Annotated in this window: 23 protein-coding genes, 3 pseudogenes and 1 riboswitch; of the genes and pseudogenes, 13 read left to right on the forward strand and 13 right to left on the reverse strand. The window is 62.4% G+C overall.

Going from position 1 to position 22,749, the window contains the following annotated elements; genetic code table 11:
- Window positions 1–49: 49 nt before the first annotated feature.
- The 4 genes from DBIPINDM_RS03005 (at window position 50) to DBIPINDM_RS03020 (ending at window position 3,875) form a co-directional block, all read left to right on the forward strand.
- On the forward strand, window positions 50–379 hold the full coding sequence (locus DBIPINDM_RS03005) for a ribbon-helix-helix protein, CopG family (protein ID WP_258580701.1): 330 nt from the start codon (window positions 50–52) through the stop codon (window positions 377–379).
- Window positions 380–525: 146 nt separating this feature from the next.
- Complete coding sequence (locus DBIPINDM_RS03010) at window positions 526–2,217, forward strand: recombinase family protein (protein ID WP_258580702.1); 1,692 nt, start codon at window positions 526–528, stop codon at window positions 2,215–2,217.
- Window positions 2,183–2,977: a group II intron maturase-specific domain-containing protein gene (locus tag DBIPINDM_RS03015; RefSeq protein WP_323806031.1), complete on the forward strand. Its 795-nt coding sequence runs from the start codon at window positions 2,183–2,185 to the stop codon at window positions 2,975–2,977. The genes DBIPINDM_RS03010 and DBIPINDM_RS03015 overlap by 35 nt, the downstream gene beginning before the upstream one ends.
- The gene (locus tag DBIPINDM_RS03020; protein WP_258580703.1) at window positions 2,970–3,875 is read left to right on the forward strand and encodes a nucleotidyl transferase AbiEii/AbiGii toxin family protein; all 906 of its coding nucleotides are present in this window, start codon (window positions 2,970–2,972) and stop codon (window positions 3,873–3,875) included. The genes DBIPINDM_RS03015 and DBIPINDM_RS03020 overlap by 8 nt, the downstream gene beginning before the upstream one ends.
- 90 nt (window positions 3,876–3,965) lie before the next feature.
- Here DBIPINDM_RS03020 and DBIPINDM_RS03025 read toward each other — a convergent pair whose 3' ends face one another.
- The 3 genes from DBIPINDM_RS03025 to DBIPINDM_RS03035 all read right to left on the reverse strand — a co-directional run bounded on the left by DBIPINDM_RS03025 (window position 3,966) and on the right by DBIPINDM_RS03035 (window position 7,574).
- On the reverse strand, window positions 3,966–5,090 hold the full coding sequence (locus DBIPINDM_RS03025; RefSeq protein ID WP_258580704.1) for an IS630 family transposase: 1,125 nt from the start codon (window positions 5,088–5,090) through the stop codon (window positions 3,966–3,968).
- Window positions 5,091–5,494: 404 nt separating this feature from the next.
- Window positions 5,495–6,703 carry an IS91 family transposase gene (locus tag DBIPINDM_RS03030; RefSeq protein WP_258580705.1) on the reverse strand — a complete coding sequence of 403 codons (1,209 nt, stop codon included), beginning with the start codon at window positions 6,701–6,703 and terminating at the stop codon, window positions 5,495–5,497.
- A 10-nt stretch (window positions 6,704–6,713) separates the two neighbouring features.
- On the reverse strand, window positions 6,714–7,574 hold the full coding sequence (locus tag DBIPINDM_RS03035) for a site-specific integrase (protein ID WP_258580706.1): 861 nt from the start codon (window positions 7,572–7,574) through the stop codon (window positions 6,714–6,716).
- 580 nt (window positions 7,575–8,154) lie between these two features.
- Here DBIPINDM_RS03035 and ltrA point away from each other — a divergent pair.
- The 3 genes and pseudogenes from ltrA to DBIPINDM_RS03050 form a co-directional block, all read left to right on the forward strand.
- The gene (gene ltrA, locus DBIPINDM_RS03040) at window positions 8,155–9,537 is read left to right on the forward strand and encodes a group II intron reverse transcriptase/maturase (RefSeq protein WP_318036874.1); all 1,383 of its coding nucleotides are present in this window, start codon (window positions 8,155–8,157) and stop codon (window positions 9,535–9,537) included.
- Window positions 9,538–9,617: 80 nt separating this feature from the next.
- Window positions 9,618–9,896, forward strand: coding sequence for a LexA family protein (locus DBIPINDM_RS03045; protein WP_258581105.1), 279 nt, complete (start codon window positions 9,618–9,620; stop codon window positions 9,894–9,896).
- A 133-nt stretch (window positions 9,897–10,029) separates the two neighbouring features.
- Window positions 10,030–10,277, forward strand: a pseudogene (locus DBIPINDM_RS03050) (SAM-dependent methyltransferase); the annotation flags it as partial.
- Window positions 10,278–10,867: 590 nt separating this feature from the next.
- Here DBIPINDM_RS03050 and DBIPINDM_RS03055 read toward each other — a convergent pair.
- From DBIPINDM_RS03055 to groEL, 10 genes and pseudogenes are all read right to left on the reverse strand, one after another.
- Window positions 10,868–11,638 (reverse strand): hydroxymethylpyrimidine/phosphomethylpyrimidine kinase, encoded by a 771-nt coding sequence (locus DBIPINDM_RS03055; protein ID WP_258580707.1) that lies wholly within the window; start codon window positions 11,636–11,638, stop codon window positions 10,868–10,870.
- Window positions 11,629–12,234: a thiamine phosphate synthase gene (locus tag DBIPINDM_RS03060; protein ID WP_258580708.1), complete on the reverse strand. Its 606-nt coding sequence runs from the start codon at window positions 12,232–12,234 to the stop codon at window positions 11,629–11,631. The genes DBIPINDM_RS03055 and DBIPINDM_RS03060 overlap by 10 nt, the downstream gene beginning before the upstream one ends.
- Entirely contained in the window at window positions 12,231–13,004 is a 774-nt protein-coding gene (locus DBIPINDM_RS03065) for a thiazole synthase (protein WP_258580709.1), read from the reverse strand. The genes DBIPINDM_RS03060 and DBIPINDM_RS03065 overlap by 4 nt, the downstream gene beginning before the upstream one ends.
- 3 nt (window positions 13,005–13,007) lie before the next feature.
- Window positions 13,008–13,205, reverse strand: coding sequence for a sulfur carrier protein ThiS (thiS, locus tag DBIPINDM_RS03070; protein WP_258580710.1), 198 nt, complete (start codon window positions 13,203–13,205; stop codon window positions 13,008–13,010).
- Entirely contained in the window at window positions 13,174–14,226 is a 1,053-nt protein-coding gene (gene thiO, locus DBIPINDM_RS03075) for a glycine oxidase ThiO (protein ID WP_318036886.1), read from the reverse strand. Before thiO ends, thiS begins: the two co-directional genes overlap by 32 nt.
- A pseudogene (thiC, locus tag DBIPINDM_RS03080) lies at window positions 14,200–16,005 on the reverse strand (phosphomethylpyrimidine synthase ThiC); the annotation flags it as partial. The gene thiO and the pseudogene thiC, both read right to left, overlap by 27 nt.
- 103 nt (window positions 16,006–16,108) lie before the next feature.
- Window positions 16,109–16,225: riboswitch (TPP riboswitch) on the reverse strand.
- A gap of 133 nt (window positions 16,226–16,358) precedes the next feature.
- Window positions 16,359–17,096, reverse strand: coding sequence for a 7-carboxy-7-deazaguanine synthase QueE (queE, locus tag DBIPINDM_RS03085; protein ID WP_258580711.1), 738 nt, complete (start codon window positions 17,094–17,096; stop codon window positions 16,359–16,361).
- The gene (gene queD / locus DBIPINDM_RS03090) at window positions 17,093–17,449 is read right to left on the reverse strand and encodes a 6-carboxytetrahydropterin synthase QueD (protein ID WP_258580712.1); all 357 of its coding nucleotides are present in this window, start codon (window positions 17,447–17,449) and stop codon (window positions 17,093–17,095) included. The genes queE and queD overlap by 4 nt, the downstream gene beginning before the upstream one ends.
- Complete coding sequence (gene queC, locus DBIPINDM_RS03095) at window positions 17,449–18,147, reverse strand: 7-cyano-7-deazaguanine synthase QueC (protein WP_258580713.1); 699 nt, start codon at window positions 18,145–18,147, stop codon at window positions 17,449–17,451. Before queC ends, queD begins: the two co-directional genes overlap by 1 nt.
- 225 nt (window positions 18,148–18,372) lie before the next feature.
- Window positions 18,373–18,885: pseudogene (gene groEL / locus DBIPINDM_RS03100) on the reverse strand (chaperonin GroEL); the annotation flags it as partial.
- Window positions 18,886–18,915: 30 nt separating this feature from the next.
- Between groEL and DBIPINDM_RS03105 the strand changes: the two are divergent.
- The 6 genes from DBIPINDM_RS03105 (at window position 18,916) to DBIPINDM_RS03130 (ending at window position 22,736) form a co-directional block, all read left to right on the forward strand.
- Window positions 18,916–19,164: a type II toxin-antitoxin system Phd/YefM family antitoxin gene (locus tag DBIPINDM_RS03105; RefSeq protein WP_258580714.1), complete on the forward strand. Its 249-nt coding sequence runs from the start codon at window positions 18,916–18,918 to the stop codon at window positions 19,162–19,164.
- Between the two features lie 97 nt (window positions 19,165–19,261).
- Window positions 19,262–19,567, forward strand: coding sequence for a hypothetical protein (locus tag DBIPINDM_RS03110; protein WP_258580715.1), 306 nt, complete (start codon window positions 19,262–19,264; stop codon window positions 19,565–19,567).
- 552 nt (window positions 19,568–20,119) lie between these two features.
- A complete protein-coding gene (locus DBIPINDM_RS03115; RefSeq protein WP_258580716.1) occupies window positions 20,120–20,308 on the forward strand; it encodes a hypothetical protein in 189 nt (62 codons plus the stop codon).
- A gap of 181 nt (window positions 20,309–20,489) precedes the next feature.
- Window positions 20,490–21,389 (forward strand): DUF3991 and toprim domain-containing protein, encoded by a 900-nt coding sequence (locus DBIPINDM_RS03120; RefSeq protein ID WP_258580717.1) that lies wholly within the window; start codon window positions 20,490–20,492, stop codon window positions 21,387–21,389.
- A 333-nt stretch (window positions 21,390–21,722) separates the two neighbouring features.
- Complete coding sequence (locus tag DBIPINDM_RS03125; protein ID WP_258580718.1) at window positions 21,723–22,328, forward strand: DUF1419 domain-containing protein; 606 nt, start codon at window positions 21,723–21,725, stop codon at window positions 22,326–22,328.
- A 9-nt stretch (window positions 22,329–22,337) separates the two neighbouring features.
- Window positions 22,338–22,736 carry a DUF3085 domain-containing protein gene (locus DBIPINDM_RS03130; protein WP_258580719.1) on the forward strand — a complete coding sequence of 133 codons (399 nt, stop codon included), beginning with the start codon at window positions 22,338–22,340 and terminating at the stop codon, window positions 22,734–22,736.
- The last annotated feature ends 13 nt before the right edge of the window (window positions 22,737–22,749 follow it).

Raw genomic sequence — 22,749 nt, forward strand, 5'->3', positions numbered from 1 at the left:
CTCGTTCTGTGCTTGATTATCGTCTTAAAAGGTAATATGTATACGTCATATGCCGCGCTCGACGGATTTGCAGAAGACCGAACGGATCAATGCTGCCCATGGGTTGCTCGCGCGTGGGCTGAGCGTGGCGGAGGCAGCCATGGCGTTGTCGCGCCAATTCACCATGTCCCGGCGTCAGGCCTATCGGTATATCGAGGAGGCGCATGCGATCGGCCGACCGGTGCCGGTGACCGAGCCCACGACGGCCGTGACGTTCAAGCTTCCGCCCAGTTTGGTCGACGCGATTCGAGCGCGGGCGGCGGCGGAAGGGACGACGATCAGCGCCATGGTGGGTCGGGCGCTTCGGGCGTTTCTCGGCGAAGCCGACGGCCATGGCTGACCGGCGGGAGGGCGATGTTCGCAGCGTCCTTCTCGGGCCTGTCTTTGACCGCCTGCTGCCGGCCAAGTTGGCACAGGTCTACGGGATCCTGGTTGCGGAGCGGATTCGCATCGTCGGCGCGGGTCCGCGGGTAAGGGAGGCAAGCAATGACGTGCGCAGCGATCTATGCCCGGGTGTCCTCCGATCAGCAGAAGGAGGACAACACGATTGCCAGCCAGACGGCGGCGCTGGTCGCGTTCGCCCGCGAGCAAGGGGTCAGCGTGCCCGATGAATGGATCATCGAAGACGCGGGGTTCAGCGGCGCCAGCCTGGCGCGGCCGGGGCTGGAGAGATTGCGCGACCTGGCGGCCGAGGGACACATCCAAGCTGTCTTGATCCATTCCCCGGATCGGTTGAGCAGAAAATATGCTTATCAGGTTCTCTTGATGGAGGAGTTCGCTCGCCGCGGTGTCGAGACCGTCTTCATCAAAGCACCGCATGCCGACACCCCGGAAGACCAGTTGATGCTGCAGTTCCAGGGCATGATCGCCGAGTACGAACGGGCCCAAATTCTCGAACGCTCGCGGCGCGGCAAGCGCCACCGGGCCAGGGCCGGCGAAGTCTCCGTGCTGTGTGGGGCGCCCTACGGCTATCGGTATATTCGTAAGACGAATGACGCGCCGGCGCGCTATGAAGTCGATGCAGCCGAGGCGGAAGTGGTGCGACTGGTGTTCGAGAACTATACGGTCGGCGGCCTGAGCATTGGCGCCCTCGCCCGCCTTCTCAACGAGATGGGACTGCCGACGCGCCGGCGCGTCACCCGCTGGGAACGGTCGGTGGTGTGGGGGATGCTACGCAATCCCGCCTACAAGGGAACGGCCTGCTTCGGCAAGACACAGGTCGCACCGCGGCAGAAGGTGACGAAGCCGTTCCGCTTGTCGGGCCGGGCGGGCTTCAGCGAGAATACCAGCCAGCACGAGCGGCCGCGCGAGGAATGGATCGAAGTGCCCGTTCCCGCCATCGTGACGGAAGAAACCTTCGCGTTGGCGGCCGAACGCCTGACCGACAACAAGCGCTTTGCCCCGCGCCGGACGATCGAACCGAGCATCATGCAGGGGCTGGTGTCCTGCCGCAAATGCGGCTACGCGCTGTCACGCACATCGACCCGTACGTCGGCGCGCAAAATCCACTACTACCGCTGCCTCGGGGCGGATAGCTGGCGCCATCTCGGCGGATCTGTATGCGACAGCCGGCCGATCCGTCAGGATCTGCTCGATGAAGTGGTGTGGCGGGAGATGATGCGCTTGATCGAGGACCCCACGCTGATCCGCGCCGAGCTCGACCGGCGTCTTGACGCGGCCCGTGCGGTCGAGCCGACGAAACGGCGGCAAGAGGCCCTCGAACGGGAACTCTTGCGCGTCAGCAAGAGCATGGAACGGCTGGTGACCGCCTTCCAAGAGGATCTCCTGTCGCTGGAGGAACTGCGCCGTCGCATGCCGGAGCTACGTGCCCGCGAGCAGACCATGCGCACCGAATTGCAGGCAATCCGCGATCAGGCCGCCGATCGCATGATATTCCTGCGTCTCGCCGAGACGCTGACCGCCTTCCTCCAGAAATTACGGGCATCGGCGCAATCGCTGGACGTCAGCGACCGACAGAGGATTGTCCGCTTGCTGGTCAAGGACGTCTTGGTCGACGACGATACCGTCATCATCTGCCACTCGCTCCCGATGCACACGACGATACCGCCGTCCGGCAACGCGTCATCGCCTTCCAACGGGAAGTCGCCATCGGCTGACAAAAGTTACGTTTTGCGTTCAGGGAGTGAAGTCACCGTTGCTCTCCAATATCGTGCTTAGTGCGATCGAGGAGCGTTACGAGAGGTGGACGGATCACCGCACGAAACTCTATCCTCATCGCAAGATCGACGGGGTTACAGCGGCCCGAAGTGCACGGGGCAGCGACCGGAAAGCCGGTCGCTGCATATTCCTACCCGTGCGCTACGCCGACGACTTCATCCTGCTGGTATCAGGAACTAGGGAGGAAGCCTTAGCGGAGAAATCCGCTCTGGCTGAATACCTGCGTGAGACCACGGGACTGGAACTGTCGCCGGAAAAGACAAAGGTCACGGCCTTGATCGAGGGGTTCGATTTTCTCGGATTCCGCCTCGGCGCGTATTGGAACAAATGCTATGGCTTCGGCACACGCGTTCAAGTTCCAAAGCACAAGGTCGCCGATCTGCGTCACCGGATCAAGCAACTGACAAAGCGGAATACCACGCTCGTCAGCCTTGAAGAAAAGCTCCAAGAGATCAATCCCATCCTACGGGGATGGGCGAATTACTACCGCTACTGCGCCTATGCCTGCGATGTATTTACCAGTCTCGACTGGTACGTCGGAGACCGAATATGGCGTTGGCTGCGGTACAAGCGCCCAAAAGCGTCAGCGCATGAACTCCAGGCCTCTCGTGGGCCTAGTCAGTTGCGGTGCACGCGCACGGTCTGGCGGGACGGATTCACCGAGCAATTTCTGCTCGCAATGACCCCGAGCTGCCGATACCGCCTCGCCTGGATGGGGACGCCTGAGTTCGCCATGTCTTCTGGAGAGCCGGATGCGTAACGAAAGTCGCAAGTCCGGTTCGGGAAGAGGCGGTGAGAAACCGGTCGCCGAGAGGCGACACGGCGCTTGCCGCCTACTTTTACACGTCACTGTGTTCCGCGATGATCTGGGGGAGGGGACGTCGATCGCCGAACTTCAGAACCTCAGCCGTACCAAGCGTGAGGCCAAGTTGGATGCCATCAGGGACGCCTGTACGGCCCATATCCAAGGGCCGATGGCGGCGGCGGCCTTGACTGCATTGGTAGCTGCCGCCGCAGAGCGCACGGGGCTGCCGCTCGAAGACTTTCAGGTAAGAGCTGACGACGATGACAAGCAGACTCTCCTGCTTTGGTATCCGACCGCAACGCCTGTTGAGACGTATGTCCGTCCGGCAGTGAAGATTGAGTCAGGCGCGAAGTCGGCACTCGATCCGAACACGCAGCAGATCATCCGACCCTATGTCGATGAGGACGCGCCAGGTCTCGATCTGAGTGTGGCCAACGTCACTACAGTCGATCCGGAGCGGACCTTTTGGGACAAGGTCGTGATCCTTCACGGCCTGCGGCGGTGGTTTGAGCGTCGGGGTGAACTGCGTGGTGGCGGACAACGGATCTCGCGCCACTACTATGACATTCACCGGCTCATGGGCTCCGAAACCGGCCGCCGGGCGTTCGCGAACAGGGATCTTGGCGCCGCCTGCGTGGCTCATGCTCGCATGTTTTTCAACCGCAAGGACTACGACCTTGCATCAGCCGAACCGCCGACCTTCGCCTTGCTGCCAAATGACGAAATGGTTGACGCCCTGCGGCGAGATTATGTTGCCATGGCCGCGATGATCTTTGGGCCTGTGCCGAATTTCAACTTGGTGCTCGAAAGCGTCCGACAATTGGAAACGCTGTTGAACGCGCCAAAAGGTTGACGTTCAGCCTGCGGTATGTTCGCCATTTGTGCTCGAAATTGTCGCATAAATGGCAGTGTGGAACGGGGGGCTAGTGTCGCGTCGCGGTGATTATGACTCTTTGAGAGATGGCGTGGGATAGGATTTTGCCATCTTCGCTCGGGCCTGCTGTGTGGAGAACATCCAGCGGATGCGGGCGCCACTTTCGGTGCGGCGGCGTTCCCAGGTCCGGACCTCTGTTTCAAGGAGGTCGCGGCTAGCGATGCGGCGATCAAGACATTGGCGGCGCATAACGCCGATTTCGATCTCGACGATGTTGAGCCAACTGGCGTGCCTGGGTGTGTAGTGGAACTCCAGGCGTCGCAAGATCCGACGCGCCTCGACTGCTGGAAAGGTCTGATAGACAGCGGAGGCCGTGTGGGTTGATAGGTTATCCATCACGACGCGGACCTTGTCGGCGCCGGGATAGTCCACGTCGACCAGGTCGCGCATGCAGACGGCGAAGTCCTCGTTTGCGCGCCGGTCGGTGACCTTGACCCTGCGCCACGACCGGTTGGCGTCGACCATGACAAAGAGGTTGGCCGTGCCGTTACGCTTGTACTCGGAGTCGTAGCGGTATCGCTTTCCGGGTTTCGGCACGATGGGCACGCGCACCTCGCCGATGAGCTGGATCGGACTTTCATCGAAGCAGACCACCGGTCGCTTGGGATCATGCGGCTCGGCATAGAGATCGAGGAGATCCTCCATGCGGGCGATGTACTCCCCATCGATATTGGCGATGCACCACATCTTCTGTTGCCAGGGCTTCAGATCGTTGTCGTTCAACCGCCGGCGGACGGTGTCGCGTGAGACGCTCGGGTGTTCGATCACTTCGACCAGGGCGTTGGCCAGAAGCTTCAAAGTCCACCGGGCGCATCCCTGCGGCGGATCAGAACAGGCCAGCGCCACCAGTTGCACCTCCTGCTTGCCGCTCAGTTTGCGAGCCGCCCCCGGACGCGGCCCTTCACTGAGGGCGGCCTCCAGGCTGATCTCCACAAAGCGCTTCTTGGTGCGGTAGATGGTCGAGTCGCTGGTCTGCACCGAGATGGCGATGGCCTCGTCGGCGACCCCGGCGTCGGCGGCCAGCAGGATCTGCATCCGCTTGAGCCGCCGCACCGGCAGTTTACCCCCGCTCACCAAAGCACGCAGCTCGTCTCGTTCGGATTGGCTGAGTTCGACCCGATATCGTATGTTCATTCCCAAAGCCCTTCTTGGTGGAAGAGCCGTAGGTGAATCTACAATGAATCTGGAGGGTTCTGTGTGGTCGCGGGCGCGATTGGGCGGGCACGCATGGGTCGCGACTACATTGAAGCCTGATTGAACTGAACCGCGGGATGGCGGGCGGGGCTATGGGGATTTAGGGGTCGACAGTGTGTCCGAGGCGCCGGAGCGGGCTCGCCGATCGCTCTGGGGCAGTCGCCCGTCGTCGCGATGCAGGACCATCTGCGACGCGAGAGACGGCGCCATTGGGTCGTTGACGCTGAGGTGCAGCGTTGCTGGCGATAGCCAGGCTGCGACTTTGACTAGCGGCGCGCAAAGGCCCGGCGGCGACTGTAGCAGACGCCGGGATGGACGGTGCGAGCGTGTCGGTGCGCGGCGTGTCATGAGGTGTCTGGCCAGGTCTGGGCCTTGCGCGGGATCGGGCCGAGCGAGGCCATGGCGCCGCCGCAGCCCGGACAGATGTCCAGGGAGCGCCCTGTGAGACAGCGGTAACGCTGGCGATAGTCGGCGGTCGGGTCCGGCGTCGGCGGCGTGGGCGCCGCCAGAAGAAGACGGCACTGGGCGAGCTTGGCGACGCGGTGGCCGTTGGCGAAGAGGCCGTAGTGGCGGATGCGATGGAATCCGTCTGGAAGAGCGTGCAGCAGGAAGCGCCGGATGAACTCGTCGGCGCTTAAGGTCATGAGCTTGTGCTTGGACTTGTCGTGGTGGCGATAGTCCTTCCAGCGGAAGCTGACCTTTCCCTGGTCCAGGCTCACGAGGCGGCTGTTGGCGATGGCGACGCGATGGGTGTAGCGGCCCAGATAGGCGAGGACCTGTTCGGGACCGCCGAACGGGGGCTTGGCGTAGACGACCCATTCGATCCGCTTCAGTCCAGCCAGTTGGGCGCAGAAAGTGGCAGGGTCGGCCAGGCTGGCGAGATCGCTGAAGAAGCGAAGCTGGCCGGCGTCGAAGGCGTCCTGCAGGTGCTCCAGGAATAGCCGCCTGAACAGGCGCGACAGAACCCGCACGGGCAGGAAAAATCCCGGCCGGCAGGCGATCCATCGCCGGTCCCCGGCCGTCGCCGGGGCAGGCTCGAGCGACAGGCCGCCGCCCGGCACGACGCAGTGGACATGCGGATGATGGTGGAGATTTTGACCCCAAGTATGAAGCACGGCGACCACGCCGATCTCGGCGCCCAGATGCCTGGGATCGGCCGCCGCCGCCCTCAAGGCTTCGGATGCGGCCTTGAACAGGATCGCATAGACCGCCGCCTTGTTCTGGAAGGCGATCTCAGCGATCTGGGCCGGGACGGTGAAGACCACGTGGAAGTATGGGACCGGCAGCAGCTCAGCCTGCCGCTCGGCCAGCCACTGGGCGCGGGCTAGGCCCTGGCACTTAGGGCAGTGGCGGTTGCGGCAGGAGTTATAGGCTTGCCGCACGAGGCCGCAGTCGGTGCAGTGTTCGGCGTGACCACCCAGGGCCGCGGTCCGGCACGCCTCCACCGCGGCCATGACCCGGCGCTCGACACGCCCGAGATGGCCGGCATGGTCGCGGCGATAATCATCCCCGTGACGGTGGAATACATCCGCCACTTCCAGATCCGGGCGCATGGCGCGCGGCTCAGCCGGGCGGCGTGATCTCCATGTGGAGTTGGTCAAAAGGACTGGCGGTCCGGCCGATCACTGCCGTTGAGACCTGGGCGTACAGTGTCGTCGTCGCCAGGCTGCGATGGCCCAGCAGCACCTGAATGATCCTTATGTCCGTGCCGGCTTCCAAAAGGTGGGTGGCGAAGCTGTGACGAAGGGTGTGCACCGTCACCCGCTTCTCAACGCCCAGGAACTCGCAGGCTGCTCGACAGGCGATCCCCAAGGTCTGCGGGTGGATCGGGCCGCGGCCATCGCGCCGGGGAAACAGCCATCGCCCCGGCTTGGTCAACCGCCAATAGACGCGCAAAATCTCCAGCAGCTGCGGCGACAGCATCACATAGCGGTCCTTGCCGCCCTTGCCCTGCTCGATGCGAATGACCATCCGGCTGCTATCGATGTCGCTCACCCGCAGACACGCCGCCTCCGCGGCGCGTAAGCCCGCCGCATAGGTGGTCATCAGAGCGACCCGGTTCCTCGTCCCCTTCACGGCCTGCAGAAAGCCGACCACCTCATCGGCGCTCAGCACGACCGGCAACTTGCGCGGCGTCCGGGCGTAAGCGATCCGCTCAGGCAGATCAGATCGACCCAGCGTCACGCCGTAGAAGAAACGCAAGGCGCAAACGGTCTGGTTCAACGCGCCCCACGAGACCCTTCGGCCCACCAAGTGGGCCTGATAGGCGCGCACCTCTTCGTATCCCAATTGATCGGGTGATCGTCCAAAAAATCGACTGAACTTCGCCACGTGATGCACGTAGGATCGCTGGGTCTCCGGTGACAAATTGCGGATCGTCAGATCTTCAATCATCCGCTGACGCAGAGGGCTTATCTGGGCCATCTGGGGTTCTCCTGTCTGGAAGGTTGGCTCGACACCAAATCTTCTCAGACAGGGGCCTCCTCAGGCCAGACCCGCGCGTCAGCTACCGCGGCAGCGGTTTAGTTGTGTGCCCAGCATGTTCAACCGCTTGGGGGTGAGAGTCCCTTAGCCAACCTGATGGAGGTGAAGGCTTAGCAAAGCGCAAGGGCATTACCGCGAGGTGGTGTCTGAAGGAAGCGTGGAGCAAAACCGCGACCTGACGAACAGAAACCGGATATGAGGCATCCCTGGCTGGACGAGCGGGCAACGTGTCGCGAAGTCCATATCCATCAAGGGGCAGGGCTGTAGATCCGGCAGGTGCGCGGGGAAGGCGATTGAACTTACCTGGGGAGGCCTGCGTCATGTTCCGACTTCGGAACTGAGGGAACCGCAAGGTGACCTGACCGTGATGCAGGAGTCAGCAGAGGGCATAGTAGGTGATGCTGTCGGTAAGGCTAGTGAGGCACTCCAAGGCCGAAAGGCGGAGCAAATGGATAGGCCGAGCCGGAAACGATGATCGAAGGCCCGAACGACTGGAAGTGGCAAGTAGGACTGGCAACTCATGAGTGGAAAGCGGCAGAAGACCCAGTGTTCACTGGCCCTGGCACCGAGGGATCGGGGTGAAGCCCCTGTCAACGGTTACCAAGGGGCCGAACCACTCGTGGCGAAGTCGGCACCCGAAAGCCCGGTTTGGACAGAACAGCTAATGGAGACGGTATGTAGCCGAGAGAATCTGGAAACAGCGTGGAAACGCGTTCGAAGCAACAAGGGTAGCCCAGGCGTGGATGGGATGACCATCGACGATGCCAAGGGCTACCTGCGTGAGCACTGGCCAAGCATCCGGTCTCGATTGCTTGAGGGAACCTATCAGCCGCAGCCGGTCAAGCGGGTCGAAATCCCCAAGCCGGACGGCGGGGTCAGAAAACTCGGCGTACCTTGCGTCGTCGACAGACTGATCCAGCAAGCCATGCTGCAGGTCCTCCAAGAGCAGTGGGACCCGACGTTCTCGGAGCACAGCTACGGCTTCCGCCCGGGACGCTCCGCCCATCAGGCAGTAGCCCAAGCGCAATGCTACATTGCCGAGGGTTACAGCTACGTGGTTGACCTCGACCTCGAAAGATTTTTCGACCGGGTTAATCACGATAGCCTGATGGCGCGCGTTGCCGCCAGGGTGTCCGATAAGCGTGCGCTCAAACTCATCCGTGCATTCCTCAATGCGGGGGTGATGGAGGACGGCCTGGTCCGTCCGGTGGACGAGGGGACCCCGCAAGGCGGCCCGCTCTCGCCCCTCCTAAGCAACCTCCTGCTCGACGATCTCGACAAGGAACTGACCCAACGTGGCCACCGTTTTTGCCGCTACGCCGACGACTGCAACATCTATGTTCGCAGCCGCCGCGCTGGCGAACGGGTCATGGCTTCCGTCAGCCGGTTCCTGACCAAGAAGCTGCGGCTGAAGGTCAACGAGGAAAAGAGCGCTGTGGCGCGACCGGAGGTGCGGAAGTTCCTGGGGTTCAGCATCTCGAATGACGGGAGCGAGCGGCGCATCGCGCCGAAGGCCCTCGACAAATTCAAGACGCTGATCCGGGACATGACACGCAGGACACGGGGGATCAGTCTGCCGCAGTTGATCAAAGAGCTGAAGCCATACCTCATCGGATGGCGCGGTTACTTCGGCTTCTGCCAGACCCCACGGGTGCTTACGAACTTGGAAGCGTGGATCCGCCGAAGACTACGCATGTATCTCTGGCGGCAATGGGGGAACGGGCACAACCGCTTCAAGGAACTGCGCCATCGTGGCGTCCCAAAGTTCAGTGCTGCGGCTGCCGCCGGTTCGCCGACGGAATTCTGGCGCATGTCAGGACACCCGGCGGTCCAACAGGCCCTGCGCAACCATTACTTCGAGTCTCTCGGCCTCCCTCGACTCCATGTCTCTGCCCAAGCTTAATCCGATCGAACCGCCGTGGTACGGACCCGTATGCCCGGTGGTGTGGGAGGGGTGGCGTCGCGAGGCGTCCCCCTATCCCGATCAATCAATTGCTTGACCGAAAGACGCCGGCGCCGACAGTACGGTTCACCGCCAAACAAGGCCAGTACCTCGCCTTCATCTGGGCCTATTCGCAGATCAATCGCCGCGCTCCGGCGGAGGCGGACTTCCAGCGCTACTTCAGGGTCACCGCACCGTCAGTCCATCAGATGCTCAAGACCCTCAACCAACTCGGCTTGATCGACAAGCAGCCCGGTGTCGCTCGCAGCATCCAGTTGCTCGTCCCGCCACAGGACCTGCCCATTCTCGGCGTAGACTAACCCGTCACAATCACTGCGACGGTACACTAGCCGTCTATTGCGACAGCACCGCTGTCGGCGGTCTCCAGTCTGGCAAGGGGATAGAGTGCGTCGTCAAAATGACCCAGACAAATAGCAGGAGCAGGGAGCAGATATGGTCTTTCGATTGAAGGAGCGCCTCGCCAGGAAGTTTGAAGAAGAAGTGCAATTCTTCAAGGGCTGGCAGAAGGACAAGAAACGAGTGGGCGCGCTCATGCCAACGTCATTCATGCCGCGCGTCGTATGGCAAGCGTTATCAATCCGGCATCCGGATTGCCGGTTCTTGAGCTGGGCGCAGTGACAGGCGTCATCACCAAGGCAATCCTGGAAAGGGGCATCAAGCCGCGTCAGCTGATTGCGCTTTTGTTGCCGCCTCCGCTTTGCGGAGGCGGCTATGCCTTTTAGCGCACACTCATTTGCTCCGGATTTCGCCCTGCGGACAATTGACAGCGAAGCCACCGCCCCCTCGAAAATCTCGCGACGGCGTCTCGATGCCGGGACCGGCCTGCCATTTTTGGGAGGCGATCCGCGCAGGTGTCTGACGCAAACGATGCCAGCCCGTCCCTGACCATATCATAGCCATCGCCCTCTTTCAGCTGCCCGAGCCTCCCGACAGCCGGATCAATGATGACGATCCCCTGGAGAATATTCTTCTTTGAAGAGCGTGACGGTCTGCGCCGTCTTGTGGTGCCTCAGCTTGTACGATGGCCTCCTGGCCTTCCGTGCAACGCAAGTGATGAGGTTCAGTCACTCTACCGTGCAATGGCGTTCGGAAATACGACAGGCGAACCACAATAGTCATGTTTAGGCTGAAGACTTTTCAGCGGACCGTGAAAAAAGGAAACGCGAGTTCTTCCGCTCCTTCAGAGGCCCCTCGAACTCGCTTTCTTTGGAGAAGGGAGATCGCTCGTCAGACGCTCCCATGTGGTGGTCGGCAAACCGCCGCAAAACGGTCATTCGCTGTTTTCGGCTGCATGTTTCCGGAGCTTCTCGAACACGAACAGCTTGCCTTCGCGCACGCTATCTTGAAGCGATCTCGCATTGGCCAGATGCGCCGCAATCGCGCTGGCAAGCATGCAACCCGTCCCGCGCATCGATGAGATCAGGCGCGGTGTGTCGAAGCGGATTGGTTCTTGATCGAAGCGCAACAGAACATCGGTTGATCGATGTCCCGATGCGTGGCCGCCCTTGATCAGCAGGGCCTGCGCTGCAGCGTTCAGCAATTCCTGGCCTTGCAACACTGCGCCGTCCTCATCCACCGCCAGTTCCGAGCCAACAAGGAGCGCCAACTCGATGAGATTGGGTGTAACAATACAGCAAAGTGGCATCAGATCCTGCTTCATGACGGCGATGGCGCCGGCTTCCAGAAGCGTCCGGCCTGATGTCGACGCCAGCACCGGGTCCAGTATTACCGGCACGTGCGGATTTTCACGCAGCACTGTGGCAACGGCCACGATGATCTCGGCCGTTGCGAGCATGCCAATCTTGATGGCCGCCACCTTGTTGGCCTGCAGCGCCGCCCGCATCTGATCGGCTACCAGACCGAGTTGCAAAGGATGGATCGCCGTGACGGCTTGGTGCGTCTGCACAGTCAGCGCGGTGACGGCAAGGCAGGTGCGCACGCCTATGGAGGAGATCGTCTCGATGTCGCGCGCAATTCCAGCACCGCCGCTGGAATCCGATCCACCTACAACAAGCACGTGAGGCTCACGCCTCAGCGCCATTGGCCTGTCTTTTCGATCCATTCCCGCGTGCGCGCCTCAGGGTCGTCGTTCAGCGTGATGTCGGTGACCACCGCGGCGCTGTCGGCGCCAGCCGCGAAGACACCGTTGAGCCGGTCAGGGTTGAGGCCGCCTATGGCGACCAGAGGAATCGACGTGACCCGGCGCTTCCACTCGCTGATCCGTTCGACCCCTTGCGGCGCCCATTTCATCTTCTTCAGGGTGGTCGGGTAGACGGGGCCGAGCGCGATATAGTCGGGCTCGGCGGCCATCGCCGTTTCCAGTTCGATATCATCATGTGAGCTCAGTCCGAGCCTCACGTCGGCTGCCCGTATTGCCAAGCGGTCGGCGGTCTGGAGATCCTCCTGGCCGAGATGAACGAAGTCGCAGCCTTCCTCGATCGCCAGCCGCCAGTAATCATTGATGATCAGCTGGCAGTGGTGCTTGGCGCATGAAGCCTTCGCCTTGCGGATCTGCGCGCGCAACCCGGCTTCATCCATGGTCTTGATGCGAAGCTGCATCAGCTTGACTCCGAGCGGCACCAGCCGCTCGACCCAGGCAGCGCTGTCGACGATCAGGTAGAAAGGATCGAGCGTCATGAAAACACCGCCTTGCCGATTGTCGGCGTCGATGGCACGGCGACGTCGCGCGGTTCGAGCATTCCCGAACTGAAAGCTTCACGACCGGCCTCGACCGCCTTGCTGAACGCGCGCGCCATGCCGACCGGATCAGCCGCCTTGGCAACCGCCGTGTTCAGGAGCACGGCGTCAAAGCCGAGTTCCATGACGGTGGCCGCATGCGACGGCCGTCCGAGCCCCGCGTCCACAATCAGTGGGACATCCGGGAAGTGTCCGCGCATCGAGCGCAGCGCCATGATGTTGACCGGCCCGAGCGCGGAACCGATCGGCGCGCACCACGGCATCAAGACCTTGCAGCCCGCCTCCAGCAGCCGCTCGGCGACGACAAGGTCATCGGTGGTATAGGGGAATACATCAAAACCGTCCTCGCACAGGAGGCGGGCGGCTTCGACCAGGCCGAACACGTCCGGTTGTAGCGTGTCGTGGTTGCCGATCACTTCGAGCTTGATCCAGGTCGTACCGAAGACCTCACGCGCCATTTTCGCGGTCGTGACCGCTTCCTTGACAGAATGGCAGCCAGCGGTGTTGGGCAGGATTTTTACGCCGAGCGAGCGGATCAATGACCAGAATTGTTCGCCGGCCCTGCCGCCTGCCATTTCACGGCGCAACGAGACGGTCACCACCGACGTGCCCGACGCCTTGACTGCATCGGCAAGGATGGCCGGCGACGGATATTGAGCGGTGCCGAGAAACAGGCGTGACGCAAGCTCGGTCCCATAAAGCTCGAACATGGTCTAACCGCCTTGCATGGGCGAGAGGATTTCGATCTGGTCGCCGTCGCTCAACTGGAACTCCGCCCGGTTGGCTTTGTGCACCAGGTCGCTGTTGACGGCCGTTGCCAGCCAATCGCCCTCATAGTCTAGCGCGGCAAGCAGCTCCGCCAGCGTGGTGGCGGCAACCTCATGCGCTTCGCCGTTGACCATCAGTTTCATGCGCAAGCTCCTTGGTTCCTTGATTGAAAACCAGGTCGGCCGCCTGGCGCGCCATGGCGGGGGCGAGAAGAAAACCATGGCGATAGAGCCCGTTGATCGCGACGGTGCTTCCACATTCCTCGACACGCGGCAGATTGTCGGGAAAGGCCGGACGGACGCCGGCGCCGGTCTCAATGATGCCAGCCTCACCGAAGGCCGGATGAAGAGCATAGGCCGCGCCCAAAAGCTCCATCATCGAACGCGCCGTGACCGGTCCTGTGGACTGGCTTTCGATCATCGTCGCGCCAACCATGAAACGGTGATCGGTACGCGGCACCACATAGAGCGGAAAGCGCGGATGCAGCAGCCGGACCGGGCGTGACAGCGAAATGTCCGGCGTGCGCAGGATCAGCATCTCGCCGCGCACGCCGCGCAGGCCGTCGTCTTCTGCCGCCATCCCCGTGCAGTCGATCCGGCGATCGAAACCGGAAATGTGCCGGGCATCGGCGCCGAAGCGGAATTCGACACCCATGGCAGCGAGCCTGTCATGAAGTGCCGCCATCGCGTGCCGCGGGTCGAGATGAGCCTCATCGGGGAAGAACAGTCCGCGCCTGAAGCGGCCGGCGAGGTCGGGTTCCAGGAGCGCAATCTCATCTTCATCGACACGCCGATGGCCGGACGTGCGGCTGGCGAACCGGTCAAGCTCGCCCGCCTCGCGCGGCGCGGCCACGACCAGTGTTCCGGCGCGTGTCACCTGACCCGGCAGCACCGCATCCCACCAGTCGGCAGCGTCGCATCCGAGATCCAGCACAGGCTGCTCGGCGCTTTCACGCTCGCACCATGGCGCCAGCATGCCGCCGGCGAACCACGATGCGTTGCCACAGATGCCATGCCGGGTCTCGGCGACTGTGACCGTCGCGCCGCGGGCGGCGAGCTCGAAGGCGGCGGTGAGGCCGGCGACGCCGGCCCCTTTGACCAACACCCTCATGACGGTTACCGGCGCCTCTGGCATGAGCGGTGCGTCGGTCTCGCCAGCTGGCATGTAGAGATCGCCGCCCTCGCGGTATTTCGCCGCCATCGCCGCCATGCCCTCTTTCTGTGCCTCGGCGCGGATGTCGTGAGAAATACGCATGGAACAGAATTTCGGTCCGCACATCGAGCAGAAGTGCGCCAGCTTGTGCGCCTCCTTGGGCAAGGTCTGGTCGTGGAAGGACCGCGCGGTTTCGGGGTCGAGAGACAGGTTGAACTGGTCCTCCCAGCGGAACTCGAAGCGCGCGCGGGAAAGGGCATCATCCCTGACTTTCGCGGCCGGATGGCCCTTCGCCAGGTCGGCGGCATGGGCGGCGATCTTGTAGGTGATCACGCCAATCTTGACGTCGTTGCGATCGGGAAGGCCGAGATGCTCCTTGGGCGTGACGTAGCAGAGCATGGCGGTGCCGAACCAGCCGATCATGGCCGCGCCGATGCCGGAGGTGATGTGGTCATAGCCCGGCGCGATGTCGGTCGTCAGCGGTCCAAGCGTGTAGAAGGGCGCCTCGCCGCAGACGGCGAGCTGCTTTTCCATGTTCTCCTTGATCTTGTGCATCGGCACGTGGCCGGGGCCTTCGATCATTACCTGGCAATCCTTCGCCCAGGCGATCTGCGTCAGCTCGCCGAGCGTTTCCAGCTCGGCGAATTGTGCTGCGTCATTGGCGTCGGCGATCGAGCCGGGACGAAGACCGTCGCCGAGCGAGAAGGACACGTCATAGGCGCGGCAGATGTCGCAGATCTCCGCGAAATGCTCGTAAAGGAAGCTTTCCCGGTGATGGTGCAGGCACCATTTGGCCATGATCGAGCCGCCGCGCGAGACGATGCCCGTGACCCGGTCGACGGTCAGCGGGATGTAGTGCAGCCGCACGCCGGCGTGGATGGTGAAATAGTCGACGCCCTGTTCGGCCTGTTCGATCAGCGTGTCGCGGTAGACCTCCCAGCTCAGATCCTCGGCGATGCCGCCGACCTTCTCGAGCGCCTGGTAAAGCGGCACTGTGCCGATCGGCACCGGCGCGTTGCGCACGATCCAGTCGCGGATGTTGTGGATGTTGCGGCCGGTCGAGAGGTCCATCACCGTATCGGCGCCCCAGCGGATCGCCCACACCATTTTTTCGACCTCTTCGGCCATCGAGGAGGTGACAGCGGAGTTGCCGATATTGGCATTGATCTTGACCAGGAAATTGCGGCCGATGATCATCGGTTCGCTCTCCGGGTGGTTAATGTTGGCGGGAATGATCGCCCGCCCTCGCGCCACCTCATCGCGCACGAATTCGGGCGTGACGAAATCGGGGAGCGCCGCGCCGAAGGCTTCGCCGTCGCGTTGCAGCTTGCCGCGGACGATCTCGCGGCCGAGGTTCTCACGGATGGCGACGAACTCCATTTCGGGTGTGACGATGCCGGCGCGCGCGTAGGCGAGCTGGGTCACTGCCTTGCCTGATCTGGCCCTGAGCGGCCGGTTGCGGACCGGAAATTCTGGCGTCAGCCGCTCGCCAGCCGCAAATCCATTGTCTTCCGGCCGGACGTGGCGGCCGTCATAGGCTTCGACATCGCCGCGTGCCGTAATCCATTCGTGGCGAAGCCGGGCAAGGCCCTTTTCGATGCTGGTTTCGACCGTCGGGTCGGTATAGGGGCCGGACGGATCGTAGACGGTGACGGGCGGCTCGCCGGCGGTCGGATGGACAGAGATTTCGCGCATCGGCACCCTGATCTGCGGATGGAGGACGCCGGGCTTGTGGATTTTCCGTGAGGCGGGCAGTGGTCCCGTCGACACGGTGGGGGTGAGGGCATTCATCTTGATGCTCCTTTGCTCATGCATTGGAGACCCAGTTCTGTGCCGGAAGGATGAAAAGACGCTTCTGTCGCCCTGCCGAAACAGGACCTCGGGCGTAAACTCCCGCAAAGCGCTTGCACCGTCCCTACGCCAGTATGAACTGGATCAGGTTCAACGGGTCACTGCGCCGCGAAAGCCAGCAGTATCTCAGCCCCTTGCCGGGACTCCCCTGGTGAATGCGCCGAATTGAACGGGCCAGCGCTACTTTGTCAAGCGCCTTCGGCCCGCGGCGGTGATCAGCTACAATCTCACCCAATTGGGTGAGATTGCTATAGATGTCTGTCTGCTCGTCGTCGGCAATCCTTCCGCCTGGGCTAGACGCCCCGTTTGTTTCCCCACAGCAGAACATGAAGCTGGGGCAGTACACGCGCCTCGAACCACCTGTCACGGGTTACCTTTTCGACCAGCCATTCCATGCGTTTCATCACACCGGCCATGTCGATGGACGCGTCTTCGTTACCGGGACGCGGCGGCGTGTGGTTGCCGGGCTGCAGATAGACGGGTAATTGCGGGTAGCGCGCCGCGGCGTCCTTGGCGTAGGCATAGTCATCATCGTCGAAGACGACGAGCTTGAGCGCCATCTGTGGCTTGTCCAGCGCCGCCTCGACGCAGGCGTCGAACGCGGCCCAATCCGTCGTCATTTCGCTTGAGGGCGGCTTGGGGCTGAGCACCAGCACGTCGAGATCCGTGAACCATTCCTTAGGCACCGAGCCTTGGGTTTCCAACGCAAAGCGGTAGCCCTCACCATGCCCGCGGTCGATCAGCGGTCCAAGCGGCTGGATGGCCGGATTGCCGCCCGACAGCGACACCATCACCGGCTGACCGCCGGAAAGCGCGATGACCTTTTGCCAGACCGCGTCGGCAGACATCATCTCCCAATCATGGCGGAAGCGACTGTCCACTGCATGCAGGCTGTCGCACCACGAACAGCGATAATCGCACCCACCCGTTCTTACGAACACCGTCGGCAAGCCGATCAGTATCCCTTCGCCCTGAATGGTCGGCCCAAAAATCTCGCTGACGCGGATTCCGGGATGCAACGCGCACGTCATGGCCGGTATTCCGCCCAGGTTTTCGGCGTCTCGCTCACCCGCACGGCGGAGGTTTGTGGTAGCCGCAACTTGCACCAGTCGTGGAAGTGTCTGGCCAGACATTCCGCCGTGACACGGTCATGCCCCAGAACGTCGTTAAGATGGCGATGGTCGAACGTCCCATCGATGTAGTGCTTGAGCGCCGACAGGTCTTGGTAGTCGCGCACAAAGCCATGTTCGTCCAGCTCGCCCCCTGAAAGTTCCACGACGACAATGTAGTTGTGGCCGTGTAGACGCGCGCACTGATGGTCTGGTGGCAGGGAGGTGAGCTGATGCGAGGCCGAGAAGTGGAACTCCTTGGTAATGCGGAACATCACGCGCTCCTTGTCTGGATAGCGTGGAGCCAGAAGTCGGCGTCCTCATAATCTGTCGCGTCGGTGATGCGGGCCAGATCGAATGCTTCGCGCCGTTCGACGCATGTCCCGCAGCGGCCGCAATGACGTGCGCCGCCCTTGTAGCAGGACCACGTCGCCTCGAACGGTGTGGCGTACTTAGCCCCCTCGCTGACGATGTCGGCCTTCGACATATTCACATAGGGAGCGTAAAGGCGGATATCGGCATAGCCTGCGAGCGCATGGTTTTGCATCGTCTGAAAGGCGTCGATAAAAGCGGGCCGGCAATCGGGATAGATGAAATGATCGCCGCCGTGGACGGCAGTGGCCACCGCATCCGCCTTCTGCGCGGCGGCAACCCCGAAGGCGATGGCCAGCATGATGGCGTTCCTATTCGGCACCACCGTGATCCTCATGGAGTCTTCGGCATAGTGCCCGTCGGGTACGTCCGCATCATCGGTCAGCGCCGAGCCACTCAGGTTCCGGCCGACATCGCGGATATCGACGATCTGGTGAGGAACACCCAGCCGCTTCGCGCAGATAGAGGCAAAGCCGAGTTCTTTTTTGTGCCTCTGGCCGTAATCGAACGAAAGCAGGCCAATGAGTTTCTGCTCGGTCGCCACCTTGTGAGCGAGCGAAACTGAGTCCAATCCGCCGGAGCAGATGACGAGGGCATTCATGGTTTGAGTCCTTGTTTTGACCGGGTAAGGCTGCGACCGGAGATTTCTCTGCGTTCCCAGTACTCCACGGAGCCGGTTTTGTGAATGGGGTGGATGCGATTGACGCGCACGTGCCCTTGCGTCGGTTTCCCAACATGAATTGCACACGATTTGTCGCGCATCTTCGACCGCTGGCGGCTGGGGCCGTCACTGCGTATAGGCGGATAGACGATACAGAAATCAGCCCGAGGTGGTCTCCTCGATCTGCTGCTTGATCTGGGCAACGCGGCCCTGGATCTCGGCCTTCTTGCCGGCACCGTCGACGATGGTGGTGTTCTCCTTGGAGATCGACACCTTCTTGGCGCGGCCGAGCATGTTGAGGCCAACGTTCTCGAGCTTGATGCCGAGGTCTTCCGAGATGACCTGGCCACCGGTGAGGATGGCGATGTCTTCCAGCATGGCCTTGCGGCGATCACCCAAGCCCGGTGCCTTGACGGCGGCGATCTTCAGGCCGCCACGCAGCTTGTTGACGACCAGCGTGGCCAGGGCCTCGCCTTCGACGTCTTCCGAGATGATCAGCAGCGGCTTCGAGGTCTGCACGACGGCTTCGAGAACCGGCAGCATGGCCTGGAGGTTGGAGAGCTTCTTCTCGTGCAGGAGGATGTAGACGTCCTCGAGTTCGGCAACCATCTTGTCGGCGTTGGTGACGAAGTAGGGCGACTGGTACCCGCGGTCGAACTGCATGCCTTCGACGACTTCCTGTTTTAGCGGTAAAGATGGAGAGCTAGGATGACCAGCTTTACGCTAACCGACCTCGGCAATAAATCCGGCGAGGTGGTCGAGGCGGCATACCGAGGGCCTGTCGAGATCACAAAGCGCGGTAAGCGCAAATTTGTGCTCCTGACCGCTGAACAGTTCGATCGATTGTCGGGACGAAGCGCACAGCGGGCGTATCGTGTCGAAGACCTCAGGGGAGCCGAGCGTGACGAAATTCTCGCTGGCCTGGACGCCGTCACCTTGAGGGACAGTGGAGAATGACCGAGCCTGAACACGGCCACGTCATTCTCTATTCCTACTTGTGGGCGCGCGAATTCGATGCGGTGAAGAGGGGGGCCGAAAGGCTCGGCCGACTTGCGTGAAGGTAATCGTCGCAGGCAAGGATGGCCGCACGCGGCCTCTGCTTTTTCCCATCACGAGTAAGGCTCCGGGACCTGACCGGCGTTGCGTCGAGATCCCGGAGACTGAGGCGAAGAGGGCAAAACTCTATACGCCGGCCTGGGTCATCGTGGGCGAATTCAATGTCGATGACCTCGCGACCTCATGGGCTTTGGAGTCCATCGTTCCGGTAGGCCAGTTCACGCGACGTTTCATGGCGAAGGTTGCTGCTGAGGCCGCGGCGGCCATTCGGGCCAAAAACATTCGCAGCATACTGCGGCAATAATCATCGTGTTGCTTATGAAATCCAGCACGTCCCTCACTTGATCAGTACCGACGATGGGCGTGCAGTATTACTCCGGTCGCCTTTCCAGACTCCACATCGATGCCTACAAGGACCTGGATACGCGGCTTCGGCAGCTTCCTTCACCGCCAATCCTAGGCGACAACGCTATCGGCGGTCAGCCCGATCATGGTGTTCCCTGGATGGGGTTCTTTCTGCGGACGCCACTATCCCGGCGCCATCGTCGGGACAGGAAGAACGGTTCGTCGCCTAGACCTTCATGAAGCCGGCGTAAGTCAGCTGCAAACGCCGCAGGCATGAATCCGCGAGGTTTCGTGCCGAGTGACGTGGCTCCTGTGCAGAGCCCATTTCCCGCTCTTTCGGCTTAATTCCCTTGTTCCAGCCCGGACCTTGCCGATCAACCCGCTGCGGGGTCGGACTACGCAAAGCGTGCCGTCGCTCATGGCTTCGCCATCGCGATGATCGCGGTCCCGGCTGGACCCGACGGGCGCCTGTCGAGCGGGGAATGGTCCCCGCGACCAAGGAGCCAAACAAATGTCGCACGAACTCAGCCTCGCTCAGAGCCACGCCTGGAACCTCGCTCGAATCCTGATGACGCCGGTCATCCTGTTCAAGGTCGATGACAACGAATACGGCGTCCTTCCTGCCGAAGACCTCGACGGCGACGAAGTCGACGCGATCGCCGAATACTGCCCATACACAGGAGGTCGGCCGGTTCATTGAACCGGCCCTCTATGCCACGGCGTGCCGCTTGCGAGCGGCAGGCCGCAAGGGAGGCTGCGCCGCGGCGGAAGCCGCGCCCTTGCGCCCTTTGCTCTTCGCGGCGGTCGCGGAGTGTTCCGCGAATTGTGTGGAAGAGATAGACTTGGAGAAAGGCCGGCCGGAAGGCTGCCGGGAGAGAAGAATGGAAAAGGCTGATATAGAAGAGCTGCGCGGCCGGGTCGGCTGTGCGGCCGTGCTGGAGACGGGCGGCTTCGCGGTCGACCTCAAGGAAAGCACCCGCAAGGCGGTCAAATACCGCCGTGGCGACGATATCATCATCGTCATCCATGACGGCAAGGGATGGTTCGACCCGTTGTCGGATGCAAAGGGCGATGTCTATTCGCTGGTGCAGCATCTGGACGGCGGCGATTTCCTGGAAGCCTTCGTGCAGGTAGCATCTCTTGTGGGATTCGTGCCGAGCGAGCCCGAATGGAAACGGCAGTCCCGCGAGACCGAACCCGACCAGTCCGTCCCGCAACGATGGGCGGCGCGACGCAAGCCGTGGCGCGGGTCGGCGACCTGGCGCTATCTGCGCGATGAGCGGCAAATTCCCGAACAGGTCATCCGAACCGCGATCGGTCAGAACGTTCTGAGGGAAGGCCCGCGCGGCAGCATGTGGGCCGCCCACAGCGACTTGGCCGATATCGTCACCGGCTGGGAGGAGCGCGGCCCGCAATGGCGTGGTTTTGCGGCCGGAGGCGGCAAGGTGTTGTTCCGGTTGGGGACGGTGGCAGCCACCCGCATCTGCGTCACCGAAGCGGCGATCGACGCCATGAGCCTGGCCGCGATCGAACGGATCCGGCGCGACACGCTGTATGCCAGCACCGGCGGCGGCTGGTCGCCGGCGACGGACGCCGGTCTTCGCCTGTTGGCGGGGAGGCCGAACACGCGGCTTGTAGCGGCCACCGACGCCAACCCGCAGGGCGAGGCATTCGTCTCGAGGCTGCGTGAGCTTGCCGGCGAGGTCGCCTGCGACTTTGAGCGGCTGAAGCCGCTGGCCGAAGACTGGAACGCGATGTTGCAGGACGCTGCATCCGCCTGACGATGCCGATCACTCAACCGCCGCCGCAGGCTTGAGGATCGCCGGCCCGGCTTTGCCATGGTCATGTCAACTCGAAAGGGTGCGCCCGCGCGGGCATGACAGCCGGTTCGCACCGCCAAATTGGGGAGGGCAAGAAGGGAGAAAGGGAGGGGAAACCCGGCTGCCGCATGCCCGCCGGTCGCGTGCAAGGGTGAAGCTTCGCCCGGCTGCGCCGGCCCTTGACCCGCCCGGACGGAGAGGCGGCCGCAGGGGAGGGGTCATGAAGGGCTGAAGATGATGGGCATCCACGAGGGTGCTGCGCGCTCAGCCCGACGAGGCTGAAGGAGCCCGCCGATGAACCCCTTTTCTCCCATCCGTAAAGTCTACCAGGGCATTGCCGACCGCCGGCAGATGTTCCGTTTATTCGACCGCCATGCACAGCGCCCGAACCGTGATCACGTCGATGCCGGATCTCTTTATAGCGGGGAGTGGTTTGGAGTAGGCCGCGTCGAGCACGACTACATGCTGGAGATCCTGCCACCGCTCTGGATGCGAGGCGATATGTTCGCGCTACGCGAGTTCCTTGCCGACAGCATCACCAGCGTCTTCTACACGCTGCGCATCGACGGCAGAACGCGTTACTATCATGCCTATTGCGACCTGAATGTCGCGCAATCGCCTGCCGAAATGCGCGATGCCATCGTCGAGCGCGAGTCCTGGCCGGTGAAGGCGATGACGCGCGAAGAGCGGCTGGAGCATATCTGGAGCGCCACGGACGACGATTACCGTGGCTATGCCGGGGACCGCTGGCTGCCGGAGCATCGCGGTAAGCGCACGGTGCTCTGTTATGGCGGCCGGCAGGGCACCATGCTGAAGCTGCTCGACGAGCTGACTGATGATGAGATCGCGGCCAAGCTGCCGGTGCATCTGCGCCATCTCCCGATCCAGGCGGCGGCGTGAGGTGGGGCGATGTTCACTTTTCCCATTCTTGCAGTTCGCAAGGTGATCGATCGCGGCATTGCCGATGCCGCCGCCAATGGCGGCTTCCGCAATCCTTACTATGGGACGAAGCCTGGCGAGGGCGAGCGGCCCGGCCTCTGGCTCGTCGGCGACGAGGGTGTCTACCTATTGTCCAACGGCAAACTCGCCGAGGGCGCCCGCGCGCTCGTCGTCTATTCGGAACAATGCCACCCTGTCGGCAATCCCGACTGGTGGGACTACAAGCGCCGGCATTTCGGCGGCGATGACGGCATCGAATTCATCGAGGCCGACCGGCTGACCCCGCTCTTCGACCGGAATTTTCGCGCAACGCACCTCAACGTGCAGCTCAGCGAGAGCGACATCTCCCTCTCGCTGATTAGCCGCTGATCCCTCCAACCCG

Source organism: Mesorhizobium sp. AR02 (assembly GCF_024746835.1).
Classification (GTDB): Bacteria; Pseudomonadota; Alphaproteobacteria; order Rhizobiales; family Rhizobiaceae; genus Mesorhizobium.